13 protein-coding genes are annotated in these 14,836 nt (G+C 53.6%); 2 read left to right on the top strand and 11 right to left on the bottom strand.

Annotated features, from left to right (window positions below; genetic code table 11):
• Positions 1 to 73: 73 nt before the first annotated feature.
• Complete coding sequence (locus ACEPLT_RS12555) at positions 74 to 3,169, bottom strand: multidrug efflux RND transporter permease subunit (RefSeq protein WP_447088260.1); 3,096 nt, start codon at positions 3,167 to 3,169, stop codon at positions 74 to 76.
• A 93-nt stretch (positions 3,170 to 3,262) separates the two neighbouring features.
• Positions 3,263 to 3,673, bottom strand: coding sequence for a colistin resistant protein CrrC (gene crrC, locus ACEPLT_RS12550; RefSeq protein WP_128301725.1), 411 nt, complete (start codon positions 3,671 to 3,673; stop codon positions 3,263 to 3,265).
• 247 nt (positions 3,674 to 3,920) lie between these two features.
• On the opposite strand from crrC, the gene ACEPLT_RS12545 reads away from it, so the two are divergent.
• Both ACEPLT_RS12545 and ACEPLT_RS12540 read left to right on the top strand, forming a co-directional pair.
• Positions 3,921 to 4,625, top strand: a complete 705-nt coding sequence (locus ACEPLT_RS12545; RefSeq protein WP_008501224.1) for a response regulator — start codon at positions 3,921 to 3,923, stop codon at positions 4,623 to 4,625.
• A complete protein-coding gene (locus tag ACEPLT_RS12540; protein WP_232927583.1) occupies positions 4,622 to 5,686 on the top strand; it encodes an ATP-binding protein in 1,065 nt (354 codons plus the stop codon). Before ACEPLT_RS12545 ends, ACEPLT_RS12540 begins: the two co-directional genes overlap by 4 nt.
• Here ACEPLT_RS12540 and ACEPLT_RS12535 read toward each other — a convergent pair.
• The 9 genes from ACEPLT_RS12535 to pspF all read right to left on the bottom strand — a co-directional run bounded on the left by ACEPLT_RS12535 (position 5,667) and on the right by pspF (position 14,753).
• Positions 5,667 to 6,608, bottom strand: coding sequence for an ATP-grasp fold amidoligase family protein (locus ACEPLT_RS12535; RefSeq protein ID WP_232927584.1), 942 nt, complete (start codon positions 6,606 to 6,608; stop codon positions 5,667 to 5,669). The two genes, ACEPLT_RS12540 and ACEPLT_RS12535, sit on opposite strands and share 20 nt — an antisense overlap.
• Positions 6,609 to 6,756: 148 nt before the next feature.
• Positions 6,757 to 7,563, bottom strand: a complete 807-nt coding sequence (sapF, locus tag ACEPLT_RS12530; protein WP_008501227.1) for a putrescine export ABC transporter ATP-binding protein SapF — start codon at positions 7,561 to 7,563, stop codon at positions 6,757 to 6,759.
• A gap of 1 nt (position 7,564) precedes the next feature.
• Complete coding sequence (gene sapD / locus ACEPLT_RS12525) at positions 7,565 to 8,557, bottom strand: putrescine export ABC transporter ATP-binding protein SapD (protein ID WP_232927586.1); 993 nt, start codon at positions 8,555 to 8,557, stop codon at positions 7,565 to 7,567.
• Positions 8,557 to 9,447 (bottom strand): putrescine export ABC transporter permease SapC, encoded by an 891-nt coding sequence (gene sapC, locus ACEPLT_RS12520; protein WP_447088259.1) that lies wholly within the window; start codon positions 9,445 to 9,447, stop codon positions 8,557 to 8,559. Before sapC ends, sapD begins: the two co-directional genes overlap by 1 nt.
• Positions 9,434 to 10,399 carry a putrescine export ABC transporter permease SapB gene (sapB, locus tag ACEPLT_RS12515; protein ID WP_008501230.1) on the bottom strand — a complete coding sequence of 322 codons (966 nt, stop codon included), beginning with the start codon at positions 10,397 to 10,399 and terminating at the stop codon, positions 9,434 to 9,436. Before sapB ends, sapC begins: the two co-directional genes overlap by 14 nt.
• Positions 10,396 to 12,036, bottom strand: coding sequence for an ABC transporter substrate-binding protein SapA (gene sapA / locus ACEPLT_RS12510; RefSeq protein WP_008501231.1), 1,641 nt, complete (start codon positions 12,034 to 12,036; stop codon positions 10,396 to 10,398). Before sapA ends, sapB begins: the two co-directional genes overlap by 4 nt.
• 459 nt (positions 12,037 to 12,495) lie before the next feature.
• Positions 12,496 to 12,711 carry a hypothetical protein gene (locus ACEPLT_RS12505; RefSeq protein WP_021240286.1) on the bottom strand — a complete coding sequence of 72 codons (216 nt, stop codon included), beginning with the start codon at positions 12,709 to 12,711 and terminating at the stop codon, positions 12,496 to 12,498.
• Positions 12,712 to 12,802: 91 nt separating this feature from the next.
• Positions 12,803 to 13,684, bottom strand: coding sequence for a hypothetical protein (locus ACEPLT_RS12500; RefSeq protein ID WP_232927591.1), 882 nt, complete (start codon positions 13,682 to 13,684; stop codon positions 12,803 to 12,805).
• A gap of 76 nt (positions 13,685 to 13,760) precedes the next feature.
• Entirely contained in the window at positions 13,761 to 14,753 is a 993-nt protein-coding gene (gene pspF, locus ACEPLT_RS12495) for a phage shock protein operon transcriptional activator (protein ID WP_232927593.1), read from the bottom strand.
• Positions 14,754 to 14,836: the final 83 nt, after the last annotated feature.

The following is a 14,836-nucleotide window of genomic DNA, read 5'->3' as shown; positions in this document are numbered from 1 at the left end:
TTCGTCCAGTATATCACCCGGCAACAGCTTCGCCTCATCCAACCAGCGAGGAGGCGCGATCCCGCAAGGGTGTTCATGCTTTCCTGATGTTGCCGATGAAGCGCGCAATAACGATAAAGAAAACCGGTACGAAGAAGATCGCGAGAAGCGTACCGCTAATCATGCCGCCAAATACGCCGGTACCGATGGCATGCTGCGTACTGTCGCTCGCACCGGTGGCCAGCATCAGAGGAACAACTCCTAAGGTAAAGGCTAACGATGTCATCAGAATGGGGCGCAGACGCTGACTGGCGGCATGAATGGTCGCCGCCAGCAGGGGTTGCCCTTCGCGATGCAGCTGCCTGGCAAACTCCACAATCAGAATGGCGTTCTTGGCCGACAGGCCGATGAGCGTAATCAGACCGACCTTAAAGAACACGTCATTGGTCATGCCGGCAACAAACACCGCTATCACCGCGCCGATAAGGCCCAGAGGAACGACCAGCATGACCGCAAAAGGAATAGACCAGCTCTCATACAGGGCGGCGAGCACCATAAACACGACCAGTATCGACAGGGCGATCAGGCCCGGAAGCTGCGATTCCGATTTTATCTCCTGTAGCGAACTCCCGGCCCACTCACCCGCCATGCCCTGAGGCAGGCTCCTGGACAAGCCCTCCATGGCCTTCATAGCGGTGCCGCTGGATACGCCTGACGCCGCACTTCCGGTAATCCGTATAGCAGAATAACCCTGGTAGCGCGTCAACTGCTGCGGTGCAACGTTCCAGGAGATCGTCGCAAACGTTGATACCGGCACCATCTCACCCATCCGGTTTTTCACTGATAGTTTCAGTATCTGCTCGGGCTGCATTCGGTAGGGGGCATCGGCCTGCATAATCACCTGTTGAACGCGGCCGTTGTTGGTATAGTCGTTGACGTAATTTGAGCCCAGGGTGACGGAGAGCGTCTGGTTGATTTCATCGAATGAGACGCCCATCGCTTCCGCCTTTTCCCGGTCAACCAGGAGCGCAAGGCTGGTTCCTTCCGGCAGACCGTCTATATAGACATCACTGAGTTCAGGGCGTTGATTAGCCTGCAGAACCAGCGCGTCGGCGGCCCTCTTCAGAGCGTCATAGCCCGCTCCCGCTCTGTCCTGAACGTACCATGTGAAGCCCGAGGAGGTGCCCATATCCGAAATGGCCGGCGGGAGCAGGCTCATTGTGACGGCATCAGTGACGTTCGTCATGCTGGCCTGTATGTGGTCGGCTTCACCCTGAGCCGTCGAGCCCTGCCGATTTTTCCAGTCCTTCAGCGTGGTGAAGGCCATAGCCGAATTCGGTCCTGAACCTGAAAAGCCAAACCCCAGGATCATAATGTTGCTTTCAATGTCCTGCCGGGCCGCAATTTCCGCTTCAAATTTTTTGACCACGTCGAGGGTGCGCTGCATCGTGGCATCAGAAGGCAGCTGGATAGAGGACATAAAGTAGCCCTGATCTTCATCCGGCAGAAAGGACGACGGTAACGAAGACAATCCAACAAACAGCGCCGTGCAGAGCGCAACGTACAGGAGCAGCATACGCCCGGTTCGCTTCAGAACGGCACCCAGCCCGGCTTCGTAACAGACGGTGAGCAAACGGAAGCGCGCGTTAAACCTGGCCGCGAACCTTCCACTTCCGCTCTTTCCTGCCTTGTGCGGCTTGAGTAACGTTGCGCACAGGGCAGGCGTCAGCGTCAGGGCTAGAAACGCGGACAGCAGTATGGAGACCGCCATAGAAATACAAAATTGTCGATAGATAATCCCGACCGAACCCTCAGCAAACCCCATGGGGATAAAGACGGCTGTGAGCACCAGCGTGATCCCGATAATCGCCGGGGCGATCTCCTGCATGGCCTGCCGGGTAGCGTCCCGTGGGGAGAGGCTTTTTTCCGCCATCAATCGTTCGACGTTCTCCACAACCACAATGGCATCATCAACGATAATCCCTATCGCCAGCACCATGCCGAACATCGTCAGAATATTGATGGAGTATCCGCTCAATAACATCACCGTGAAGGTGCCAAGAAGTGCGACGGGAGCAACAATCGCCGGGATAAGCGTACAGCGTATCTTGTGCAGAAACAGAAGCATCACCAGGAAGACCAGCACCATCGCTTCTACAAATGTCTGAACCACCTTCATGATAGAAAGTTTCACAAACGGCGCGGTATCGAAGGGAACCGTAAACGCCATTCCTTCCGGTAACACCTGGGAAAGCTCGTCGATGCGCGCGCGTACGCCTGAAGCTGTACTCATTGCGTTGGCATCCGGCGACAGCTGGATTGCCGCCGCCGTTGCGGGCACGCCATTTTCGCGGATACCGAAAGCGTAACTTTGCAGGCCGGACTCAACGCGCGCGACGTCGGACAGTTTCAGCCTCGCGCCCGATGCATCTGATTTCAGGGTAATGTTTCTGAACGCCTCTACCGAAGTGAGTTGCCCCTTCACGGTGATGGGATACGTTACGCCTTGTCCCGCAGATGCCGGTTCATCTCCCGTTTTGCCGGGCGAAACCAGGGCATTTTGCTGGCCAACAGCAGCAAGTACATCGCTCACCGAGAGGCCGTAGCTGTGGAGCTTCATCGGATCCAGCCAGATACGCAGCGCTTTTTCGCCGCCAAACAGCTGAATTTTCCCTACGCCGGGCACGCGACGAAGCTCGTCACTGACGTTTCGGGCAAAATAGTCGCTTAAGTCGGCTTCCTCGAATTGACCGCTGGTGGACTTCAACCCCACCATCATTAAAAATCCAGAATTAGCGGCCTCGACGTTAATGCCGTTTTGTCTTACCGCCTGAGGAAGACGAGGCTCGACGATCTTAATCTGGTTCTGCAGATCCATCTGTGCCAGCTTGATGTCCGTGCCGGGTTTAAACGTGACGGTAATGGACGCCGAACCGGTTGTGTCGCTGGATGATTCGAAGTAGAGCAAATTATCTACGCCAGAGATTTCGCGTTCGATTAACGACACTACCGACGTATTCATGATATCGGGGCTGGCCCCCGGGTAACTGACGGAAATAATGATGCCCGGCGGTGCCACCGCCGGATACTGCGCAACCGGCAAACGAGGAATAGACAGGAGACCCGTCAGGACGATAAACAGCGCCACGACCCAGGCGAAAATAGGGCGGTCAATAAAAAAATGAGGCATTGGTTTTTTTGTGCAAAAGAGTGAGGTAGAAAGTCTACCGCGCACCTGTTTAGCGGAAGTGGGCGGTTTATGGAGGATGTGTGGAGCAAGGGCTCAGATCATTCTCATAATGAGGTACAGCGGCGCTCCGCCAAAAAAAATGATCAAATAACATTCATAGTAAAAGATCAGATCCTCAATATCGGGCATCGCGTTTAACAGCACGGTGAACGTAATAATGAGATAAACAAAAATCACCATCAGCCAGAAGGCGATGATAAGAAGCTCAATGAACGCGCCGGCTTTATTTTGTATGACCAGAGAAACCACTGACAATGTGATGCAGCCATAAATAAGGGGTGAAGAGAGCAGCGTCGAGGCGACTTTCTCATCCACTCTGTGTACCAGCATCAGCCAGGTATAAAGTAATCCCCACGACAGCAGCAGAAACAGGGAATATATGCCCAGTTTTTTAGGAGAAAAATATTTAGAAAGTTCCATGTTCATTATTTCAGCCAACTTCATAAAATCTTTAAGAAACAGTGGTAATTTGCAGCCCGCAATGCACAACGCGTTATGCCTCATTAGCGATTTTGAACGGACATTGTCGAGTCTTTATTGACTGAATGTGTAGGCTGTGTGGAGAAATAACCGGGCATTTAAATCAACCGGGAAATTTTCGTGACTACGGCACTTTTTCCCGGAGGCTGTGTCTTATTGTGCTCAAGATATCTGATAGCGTGCTTAAAGGGATTTCACCCGCGGAGATAATATGAACAAAAATACGCTGATCCTTGTTGTTGAAGATGAAGACGAAATCGCCGATATACTGATGAGCTACTTAGAGCGTTCGGGAATGAAAACGCTCAGGGCCAGGCAGGGCGAGCAGGCGATAACGCTCAATCGCCTCCATAAACCGGATCTCATCTTGCTGGACATTCACCTGCCCGTATGTGACGGCTGGAGCGTGCTTACCACGCTTCGCCATGAAAGCGCTGTCCCCGTCATTATGGTTTCCGCTCTCGATCAGGACGTCGATAAACTTATGGGTCTGAGGCTCGGCGCGGATGATTACGTCATCAAACCCTTCAACCCTTCGGAAGTTGTCGCACGGGTTGAGGCGGTGCTGCGTAGAACAAAGCCTGCGCTTCAGCAGGCGGGGGCCCTGCCGCTCAGAACGCCATTCATTACGGTCTATCCGGATGATTTCTACGTGGAGGTTACTGCGGGGCCCGAGGTTATCTCCCCGGTCTTAACGACGACCGAATTTAAGTTGCTTTCTTACCTGGTGCGGTATCCGCGCAAGGTCTGTTCCCGTGAAGAGTTGCTCAACGCGTGTTTGCCGGAAGGCGATACGCTCGACAGAACCGTCGACAGCCATATGAGCAAGCTGCGAAAAAAACTGGAGCTGGCCGGTCTTTATGGCGTTCCCGAGAGCATCAGGGGCATGGGTTACCGGCTTGGGGAAAAGAAATGAATAAAGAGTCTGTCCTGAGTCGTCAAATCTTAACGTACATGCTGTTGCTGACGTTTACGATAATTGCCATCGCCATACTGGGCTCCTGGTTTTTTTACTCCTTTATTCTGGATCATCTTCCCGGCGGCCCTGCTGCGGGCGATGACGAGCAGATGACGATGTGGGACTGGGTATGGATTGGGACCGCGACAACGATCAGCCTGATCATTGCCGTATTCTTTACGGTCAAACTTTCATCGCGAATACTCACCCCGCTAAACGCGGTCGCGTCCAGCCTGAAAAAAATTTCTCAGGGCGATCTGGACGCCAGGGCATTCTGTGCCAGCTCCCGGCTGGGAGAGATCAATCACCTGGTTACGGATTTCAATGAAATGGCAGAAAAGCTGCAAACGCTGGATATCCAGCGGAAATCCTGGAATGCTGCGATTGCGCATGAACTCAGGACCCCGGTCACCATTTTACGCGGAAGGCTTCAGGGGCTGGTTGACGGGGTGTTTACCCCGGACCCGGTGCTGTTTACTAACCTCCTCAAACAGACGGAAGGATTAAACCGTCTGATTGAAGATCTCCGGGTTATCAGTTCGGATGGCGGGGCAGGATACACGTTATACCAGGCCAGAACGGATCTGAAAGGGACAATACAGGACGCGCTTGATACCTTCATGCCCGAGTTCAACCGTAAGGCATTTACCGTCCATACTGAACTGAGGGAGCAGCAGTGCGTATTCGATCCCTTACGCATCAATCAGTGTCTGACCGTTTTATTTGACAATGCCTTACACTATTCCACCTCGCGCAAGCTCACGGTAAAAAATGGTGTTTCGGATAAAGGCAATTTTATCCTGATTCAGGATGGGGGACCGGGTATCCCCAGGGAGTTTCATGACTTCCTGTTTCAGCCCTTTCAGCGCGATAACGGCGCCAGACAGTTGAACCCGGAAGGCTGTGGTTTGGGCTTGTCGGTGGTAAAAGCCATCATGCTGGCGCATGGTGGCGATGTTACCTATACCTTATCAACGCAAAACCATTCGATATTTAAACTCACCTGGCCCGACTCGTGAGCGTCAGCGGCAGGTCAAATGTGTCTGCCGGCGGTAAATGCCATATTTTTCCTAGCTTAGCATCCCATTCCTGCGGGGTAATCGACAGTTTACCGCGTCTCGGGCTTAAGGTTATTTCACTGAAATAGATTTCATCTTTTTTTAGCATGAGGTCAACGCGGCAGTAGTCAATGCCATCCGCCAGCTCCTGGGATGCCAGCAACGCTTGCCGGAACATGGCCGGTTCGCCTGGCGCCAACGGTGTATTCGGATATTCCATCTGAAAGGGTTGTAAGTTCCAGTACCTGTCGTAAACGTTGATGAAACCTTTGCCGCTGTCATCCGTAAAATCCGCTTCAACATAGTGGGCAACGCCATGAAAGCAATGGATCCTCAGCATTTCGGGCGCTGTGTTCCTGTCTGCATCATCGAATAGATCGACATACGGTTCGCAAAGTATTTTTGGCGTAATGTTTTTGTACTGCCATTCGCGCGTGGTGTAGTACATATTTTTCTTTAACGCGAGACTGAGTTTTTTACACGCCTCCCTGACGTTAAATTGCGCTTTGTTCGTACATATTATTGTGCTGCCACTGTCATGGTTGCACTTAAGGACGAATTTTTCAGGGAGCGTCGAAAAATCAATCTGGGACACCTTGCTGTACACGCCAAGTAATGGCACCGTTTTCGCACGCGTTGTTCTGGAGATTACGTATTCCCGAACGGCGAGTTTATCGGCAAGCAGGGTATAGATGTTATTGTGGTCATAGACCAGACGATGACATATTTTTTCACTCAACGTCGTGGGTGATTTAATGTCAGGGTGCTTCCCCGATGTTTTCTTGAGCCTAACAGTATGAAAATACAGGTCCGTCATTAAAAATGAACGACATTTTCTGATGAGGTACTCGGTATATTTGAGAACGTAAGTGGCGTTGTTCATTTCTTCTCCTCCGTAATGTCCGGTTATTCTGGAGAAGAACTGTTGATGTATTTTGCTGAGAATATGGAGCAGCTATGGAGATGAAAAAGTTAAGGATTAAACAGCGTATTAAGGCTATTTAATCCTTATTAAGCGGTGCAACGTTTCTTTACCGGTCTTTGCGCCACGCATCGGCCGTCAATGCTTCACCGAAATGCCCGGCTATCAGCCGTTTTGTCAGCTCGTGAAGCGGGGAGGCCATCACATCCGCCGTGCTGCCGCGTTCGACCACTTCACCCTGGTGCATAACCATCACCTGATCGCTGATGTGCTTCATCATCCCCAGATGCTGGGTGACGTAGATATACGAGATGCCCTGTTTTTCCTGCAGCTCCAGCATCAGGTTAATCAGCTGCGAACGCATCGACATATCCAGCGAGGCAAGCGCTTCGTCAGCAATAATCACTTTCGGGCGCAAAATCAACGCACGCGCCAGACCCAGACGCTGTTTCTGGCCGGGGGCCAGCATGTGTGGGTAGTAGCTTTCGTGGTCCGGTAATAGCCCAACCATGCGCAGGGTTTCGAAGATACGCTTGCGGCGCGCCTCGGGCTCCAGGTCGGTGTTCAGACGCAGCGGAAAATCGAGGATCTGCGAAATGCGCTGGCGTGGGTTGAGCGAGGTCGACGGATCCTGGAAGATCATGCGGATGCGCTGGCTGCGGAAAGAGTAATCCCCGAACGTCAGAGGGTGATCGTCAATCAATACTTCGCCAGCCGTGGGCTCAACCATGCCGGCAAGCATTTTCGCCAGGGTCGATTTCCCGGAACCGTTCTCGCCGATGATCGCCAGGGTCTGTTTTTCACGCAGGGTAAAGCTGAGCGGTTTTACCGCGTCGACAGTTTGACGATGAAACAGCCCCGTGCGGTAGCGAAAGGTCTTACTCAGGTTGCGGACTTCCAGCAAGGTTTCGACCATTTCACTCTCTCTCCATGTTCAGCGGGAAATGACAGGCGTAAAGATGATTTTTGGCCCCGGTCAGGCGTGGCGTCTCGATACATTTACGCTGAGCATACGGGCATCGCGGCCCCAGACGACAGCCTATCGGCAATGATTCCAGCAGCGGAATCGCCCCGGGCAGGGTATTCAGGCGGCTCTTATGCGGCATGGCGCTGCCAAAATCGGGAATAGCGCGGATTAGCGCCTGCGTATACGGGTGGTGCGGCGCGGTGATCAGGTCTTCACTCGGCGCGGTTTCGACCGTTTGTCCGCAGTACATCACGTCAATTTTATCCGCCCATTTGCTGAGCATTTGCAGGTCATGGCTGATCAGCAAAATGGTGGTGTTGTTGTTCTGGTTGAGACGCGACAGCAGGCGGAAGATTTGCGCCTGCGTGGTGGGTTCCATCGCGTTCGTCGGTTCATCCGCAATCAGCAAACGCGGCTGATTTGCCAGCGCGATGGCAATCATCACTTTCTGACATTCACCGTCGGTCAACTCGTACGGGAAGCTGCGCATCGCATCTTTGTGATCTTTGATCCCGACGCGGTGTAAAAGCTCAATGGCACGACGCTTGCGCCAGCCAACGCGCTGCCACCAGCGGCCTTTATAGGTCCAGCCGGGGATGTTCTGCATCAGCTGTTTGCCCACGCGTTCGGACGGGTCGAGACAGGACTGCGGCTCCTGGAAAATCATCGAGACGTTATGACCGACCAGCTTACGCCGTTCGCGGGGAGAGAGGCGCAGCAGGTCGATATCATCAAACCGCATACGGTCGGCGGTCACGCGCCAGTTTTCTTTCGCCACGCCGCAGATGGCTTTGGCGATCAGGCTTTTGCCTGAGCCGGATTCCCCCACCAGCCCGCGGATTTCACCTTCCGCGAGGGTAATACTGATGCGATCGACGGCTTTAACCCAGCCTTCACCGGTTTTGAATTCAATGGTGAGGTTGCGAATATCAAGAAGCGGCATTATTGCACCCCCGCGTTAATTGCACGGCGAATACCGTCGCCCAGCAGGTTGATCAGCAGCACGCTCACCATAATGGCCGCACCCGGCAGCATAACCGTCCACGGCGCCACGTAAATTAACTCCAGCGCGTCACCGAGCATCGCACCCCATTCAGGCGACGGCAGCTGCGCGCCGAGGTCGAGAAAGCCGAGCGCCGCGATGTCCAGAATCGCCATCGACAGGGCGCGGGTGATCTCGGTGACCATCCCGGACGCGATGTTAGGCAGCACGGCAAACCACAGGATGTTGAAGGTGGTCGCGCCGTCCAGACGCGCAGCGACGACATACTCTTTTTCCAGCTCGTCATGCACCATGCTGTAAACCGAGCGCACGATGCGGGGCAGGATAGCCAGCCAGACGGCGAACATGGCATGCGACAGGTGCGGACCGGCAAAGGCAACCACAACGATCGCCAGCAGCAGTGACGGAATCGACAGCAGCGTATCCAGAATGTGGTTAAGCACCGCCGAGCGCAGGCCATGCGTGGATCCCGCAAAAATACCCAGCGCCAGCCCGCAGATCGTGGCCGCGAGCGTCACCACAAACGCGCCGCCCACCGTCGGGGCCGCACCGCTCAGCAGGCGGCTCAACACGTCACGTCCGAGGTCGTCCGTTCCCAGGAAGAAGGAGACTTCCCCGTAGCGGGACCAGGACGGCGGCAGCAGCTGATAGCCAAGGAATTGCTGGTCAATGCCGTACGGCGCAAACCAGGAGCCAAAGACGCACAGCAACACCAGACCGGCACAGCCATAAAGGCCGATCATTGCCGTGGTATCGCCATAGAATTTACGCCACACGGTACGCAGCACACCGGGCGTGCGCTTTTCACTGTATACGCTATCGTAAGGCATACCATTCCTTATGCTTCAATGGGTTGGCCATGGCACCCAAAATATCGGACAACACGTTGACAATAATCACCAGCGAACCAATCACCATCACGCCTGCGGAAATCGCGGCGTAGTCCTGCTGGCGGATAGCGTTAATCAGCCACCGTCCGAGGCCAGGCCAGCTAAAGACCATCTCGGTGATCATGGCCAGCGTGAGCATGGTGGAAAACTGTAATCCCAGACGCGGAATAACCGGCGGCAGCGCGTTGTGCAGGACGTTGCGGCGCAGGATGGTCAGACGCGACAGTCCGCGCGTGGCGGCGGCTTTGACATAGTTCTGGTCAAACACCTCGATGGTGCTCAGGCGCATCAGGCGGATCACTTCGGTTGTTGGCGCAACCGCCAGCGTCAGCACCGGCAATACCATATGGCGCAGGGCGCTGACGATCATCTCGTGACGCCACACCGAATCAGACAGCCACGCGTCGATGATGGCAAAGCCCGTCACCGATTTAACCGTGTAGAGCAGGTCAAAACGGCCAGAAACCGGTAGCCAGCCCATTGTCAGCGAGAAGAAAAGCGTCAGCAGAAGCGCCAGCCAGAAGACCGGGATGGAGAAGCCGAGCAGGGCGAGGGCGCTGATAAACTTATCCTGCCATTTGTTGCGATATATCCCGGCCAGCATGCCCACGGGGATCCCGACCATCAGGGCAAACCCGAAGGCCAGAATGCACAGCTCCATCGTGGCCGGGAAAACCTCTTTCAACTGCTCGGAAATCAGCTGCCCGTTAATGCTGGACACGCCGAAATCCCAGTGCAGCAGGCCGTTAAACCAGAAGAGCCAGGCATCCCACAGCGACGATCCCTGGAGCGGGGCGTGGGGCGTGAAATAGCTCAGGCTAAAGCCGACAAAGTTCAGGAAAAAGAGCGTCACCAGCAGCAAAAGGAGCCGGCGCAAGGTAAAAATAATCATGGTTTTTTCACCTCTTGTTCTTTTTCACGCGACACGCCGGCGAACGAGGCGTTGCCAAACGGGCTCAGCACCAGGCCTTTAATATCATAGCGATACGCCTGAAGGCGCAGGGAAGAGGCCAGCGGCAGCACCGGGAGTTCCTGGGCTAAGATCTTCTGCGCTTCATCATAGGCGTCGATGCGCGAGGCCAGCTGTTGGGAAGCCAGCGCTTTTTGCAGCACGGCGTCAAACTCCCGGTTACACCAGTGGGCGTAGTTGGTCTGCGAGTTTATCGCCGCACAGCTCAGCAGCGGCCGGAAGAAGCTGTCCGGATCGTTACTGTCAGTGGCCCAGCCGGTCAGGGTTAAATCATGATTCATGTCCATCAGGCGCGCCTCCTGGAAACGGCCCTCTACCGGTACGATGATCACTTTCACGCCCACCTGTGCCATATCCGCCTGCAGCAGTTCGGCGGTCTTGAGCGGGCTCGGGTTCCACGCCTGGGAACTGGTCGGCACCCAAAGCTGCAGCGTAAGGTTTTCTGCGCCCAGCGCTTTCAGCTGTTCACGCGCTTTTGCCGGATTGTATTCCGTAATTTTAGCCTCACCGTCGTAGGCCCACGAGGCGCGCGGTAAAATTGAGGCGGCGGTTTCCGCCGTACCGTAATAAATCGACTGCATCAGGCGCTGGTTGTTGATAGCCAACGCAAGGGCGTGACGAACGGCAGGGTTATTCAACGGCGGCTTATCGGTGTTAAAGGCCAGATACGCGATGTTCATCCCCGGGCGTAGCGTCAGACGCAGGCGCGGATCGTCGCGCAAAATCGTGAGCTGGCTGGCGGCAGGCCAGGCAAGCACGTCACATTCCCCGGTGAGCAGTTTTGACAGACGTCCCGTCCCGCCGGAACCCAGATCGACCACCACCTGCGGCATCAGCGGCGTACCCCGCCAGAAATGTTCGTGGCGCTGCAGACGAATATATTGCCCGGCGCGGTATTCGGCCAGCTGGAACGGACCGGTGCCGACCGGCTGACGATCGAGCAGTTCCTGACGATCTTTTTTCGTCAGCTTCGCCGCGTATTCGGCCGACATGACGGACGCATAGTGGGTTGCCAGATGCCACAGGAATGAGGCATCCGGGCGCGTCAGCGTGAATTCAACCGTGCGGTTGTCCAGCTTGCGCACGCTTTTCACTGTGTCGGCAAACTGCAGGCTGTCGAAATAGGGGAAATTGCTGCCGTTAACGTTATGCCACGGGTGATTGCGGTTGAAGATACGCTGGAAGGTGAAGACCACGTCATCCGCATTCAGCTTGCGCGAGGGGGTAAACCACGGCGTGCGCTGAAACGCAACATCATCGCGCAGGTGAAAACGGTAGGTTGCGCCGTTATCCAGCACTTCCCAGCTTTCCGCAAGCTCGGGCACGAGACGGTAAGTGTACGGGTCTACATCCAGCAGACGATCGTAAAGCTGCGCGGCAAGGGTATCCACAATCAGGCCGCTGCCCGCTTTTTGCGGGTTGAAGGTATCCACCTGGCCGCTTACGCAATAGACGAAGCCGCTGTCACGAATGTCAGGCTGCGGCGTTTGCCCGGGCGCGGCAAAGGCCTGGCTGCTAAACAGACCAAGTGCAAAAAAGGACGATAAAACCAGACGCATAATTTTTAAGGTATTAAATATGAAGTGGCTATCCTACTAATTTTAAACGACATTATCCAGTATCGTTTAAGCCTGAGGGCATAATGGGGGCAGTAACGTTTGCAGTCGGTCACTCAGCGTCACAACCCGATGCACGTTCATACCTGCAATCCACTTTGAATATACCTCATGGACTATCTTAGCATTTTCGTGGCGTATCTGACTCGCTATAAACGAAGGATTCGCTTCGGCGGATAGCATCAAGCTTGTGAATGTATGCCGTGAATGACAGGAAGACATGTTGTCGCTATCAGATCTGGGATCATACTTTCTGAAGAAAAATAGCCGGTAAAATGCGGCCGTTTATCACCAGATCTGAGAGCAGATCAAGTACGGGTAAGGCAATGGCATACGAACAGTCTAAATAGCATAGAGTAAAAATGCTCACTTTGTTGTTACGTGCGTACCTGCCACCCTGGTTCATTTTTTCAGCACTTTCATAAGCATCATCAGTACAAACGCTATCATTGCAGACAGACCAAAATTGATCAGAATTGCTGTGAAATCATAGTTATTCATGGCTTCTTCACCATCGCCTGATATCTGGATATGTTGCATGAAAACATCATTAATCCAGCTGTCCGGGACGAGGATAAAACTGGCAATAAGTAAAACAACGAATATTATGATTTTCATCTCACACCACATTTACTGAAGTCAGGTACACCACGAACATCAATTTCGATTCCAATACCATTTTGGCTACCCTATTTGGCGGGTTGAATGGTCAGTTCCAGTATTCATATTTCGTCGTCATCACGGCCTTATGTTTTTCCACATACTGTTTACCCGTCCGATCGGCTGGGACAATCGTGGTATCCATATTGGCGCGTGTGCATTCTCCATGCGAGTTCCACTCCTCACACGTTGTCAGTTTTTTTTCAATGGTGAAATACGTCTGGGTCTTGCTCAGGGACAGATCACGGCCCTCGTTATCGTAGGTATACTCTTCTATGGTTGAGGGGGACTCGGTTTTGATCAGGCGATCATTGTCATCATAGCTGTATACAGTTGTATAGTTATCTATCGCCAAACTTCCTTTGCTTACCACCCTTGCCAGCAACCCTGATGAATTGAATACGTAGTCTATTGCGCCCACTGTGGTTTTATCTTTATCTCCTGGTTTTGTGGCCGCAATAATCGAACGATTAACCACGTGGCTGATAAGTCCATTGTTGTTCAGCTGGTACATCCCCTCCAGCGTCTGCCGATATAATTGTGTGGCCTTCTGACTGTTATTATCGACTATTACGCCGTTCGCATCCAACTGAATGCGCCAGCCAAATTCCGTTCTGTTTAACTGAATTTCATTGATAGTCGTGAAAACATTTTTCGGTCCCGGTGAGGTTTTGACCTCTTTAACACTGCTGCCAGTGAGTTCACCGCATTGATCAAAGTTGCTTTGAGCCGATGCGCGGATATACCCATCAGGGCTATCAACAGTGATTTCGACTGACTTAGGGATTTCGGTTCTTGTCTGCTGGTTCAGGAGGATGAGGTTGTTCAATTTGTTTTTAGCGAAAGTTTCCGCTGTGCATTGTGCGGCATAAGTCTGAAATGAGCAGAGGGATAGGAAAGTAATAAGTATGTTTTTATTATTGAATGGCATTGTATGTTGTCCTAAGGAGTGGAGCAGTTATCCAGGCTTGGTTTTGTAAAATGTCTGCTGTTAAATGCTGATATTGTTAGCGCATTTGATGTTTTTTAAGCAATGCCCTTAACTGATGGTAGGTCAAACCCAGCAGTTCAGCCGCCCGTTTCTGGTTGTATTTCGCCATCTTCAGGCTTTGCTCCAGCAGCTGTTTCTCCTGGTCGTGCTGGAACTGGCGCAGATCAAGGGGAAGAGCAGGGGCGTCGCCTGGAGATGCTGGTGCGGGCAAGGTCGGGGCGCTGCGCTGAAAAGGATCGATAATGATGTTGTCCAGCTCCGTCTCGCTGCTGCCGTGGCGATAGACGGAACGCTCCACGACGTTTTTCAGCTCGCGGATATTGCCTGGCCAGTGGTACGCGAGCATCGTCTCCCGTGCATAATCGCTGAAGCCGGGGAACAGCGGCAGTCCGAGCTCGCGGCACATCTGAATCGCAAACTGGTCTGCCAGCAGCATAATGTCGCTTCTTCGCTCGCGCAGCGGAGGAAGCTGCACGACGTCAAAGGCCAGGCGGTCGAGCAGGTCGGCACGGAATTTTTCCTCTGCCACCCTCTCCGGCAGGTTGGCGTTAGTGGCGCACACCAGGCGCACGTTCACCTGCAGCGGCTGGCTACCGCCGACGCGCTCCAGCTCGCCGTACTCAATCACGCGCAGCAGTTTCTCCTGCACCAGCATGGGCGCGGTGGCAAGCTCATCAAGAAACAGCGTACCGCCGTCGGCGCGCTCAAAGCGTCCAGGATGGCGTTTCTGGGCGCCGGTAAACGCGCCCGCCTCATGGCCGAAGAGCTCGGTATCGAGCAGGTTTTCATTCAGCGCCGCGCAGTTAAGGGAAATGAAGGGGCCGTCCCAGCGCCCGGATAAGTAGTGCAGACGGTTGGCGATGAGTTCCTTACCCGTACCGCGCTCGCCGATAATCAGCACCGGTTTATTGAGCGGCGCCAGGCGAGAAACCTGTTCCAGCACCTCAAGAAAACTGTTTGCTTCGCCGAGTAAATTGTCTTTGTATCCGGGCATGATGAAATTAACCACTCCTTAGCGATATTCACCAGGTAAGAATAGTTCTTCACTGCATGAAAATCAATCATGGCCTGTTAAATCAATAAGATAAAAGT

Source organism: Enterobacter sp. fkY84-1, from assembly GCF_052974705.1.
The sequence above is the reverse complement of the archived record's forward strand: the minus strand, read 5'-3'. Positions and strand labels throughout refer to the sequence as shown.

Coding starts and splice junctions, on each gene's coding strand:
- sapA (WP_008501231.1), bottom strand. CDS start 12,036: ATGCGTCTGGTTTTATCGTCCTTTTTTGCACTTGGTCTGTTTAGCAGC.
- sapB (WP_008501230.1), bottom strand. CDS start 10,399: ATGATTATTTTTACCTTGCGCCGGCTCCTTTTGCTGCTGGTGACGCTC.
- ACEPLT_RS12505 (WP_021240286.1), bottom strand. CDS start 12,711: ATGAAAATCATAATATTCGTTGTTTTACTTATTGCCAGTTTTATCCTC.
- ACEPLT_RS12540 (WP_232927583.1), top strand. CDS start 4,622: ATGAATAAAGAGTCTGTCCTGAGTCGTCAAATCTTAACGTACATGCTG.
- sapD (WP_232927586.1), bottom strand. CDS start 8,557: ATGCCGCTTCTTGATATTCGCAACCTCACCATTGAATTCAAAACCGGT.
- ACEPLT_RS12535 (WP_232927584.1), bottom strand. CDS start 6,608: ATGAACAACGCCACTTACGTTCTCAAATATACCGAGTACCTCATCAGA.
- ACEPLT_RS12555 (WP_447088260.1), bottom strand. CDS start 3,169: ATGCCTCATTTTTTTATTGACCGCCCTATTTTCGCCTGGGTCGTGGCG.
- ACEPLT_RS12500 (WP_232927591.1), bottom strand. CDS start 13,684: ATGCCATTCAATAATAAAAACATACTTATTACTTTCCTATCCCTCTGC.
- sapC (WP_447088259.1), bottom strand. CDS start 9,447: ATGCCTTACGATAGCGTATACAGTGAAAAGCGCACGCCCGGTGTGCTG.
- crrC (WP_128301725.1), bottom strand. CDS start 3,673: ATGAAGTTGGCTGAAATAATGAACATGGAACTTTCTAAATATTTTTCT.
- ACEPLT_RS12545 (WP_008501224.1), top strand. CDS start 3,921: ATGAACAAAAATACGCTGATCCTTGTTGTTGAAGATGAAGACGAAATC.
- sapF (WP_008501227.1), bottom strand. CDS start 7,563: ATGGTCGAAACCTTGCTGGAAGTCCGCAACCTGAGTAAGACCTTTCGC.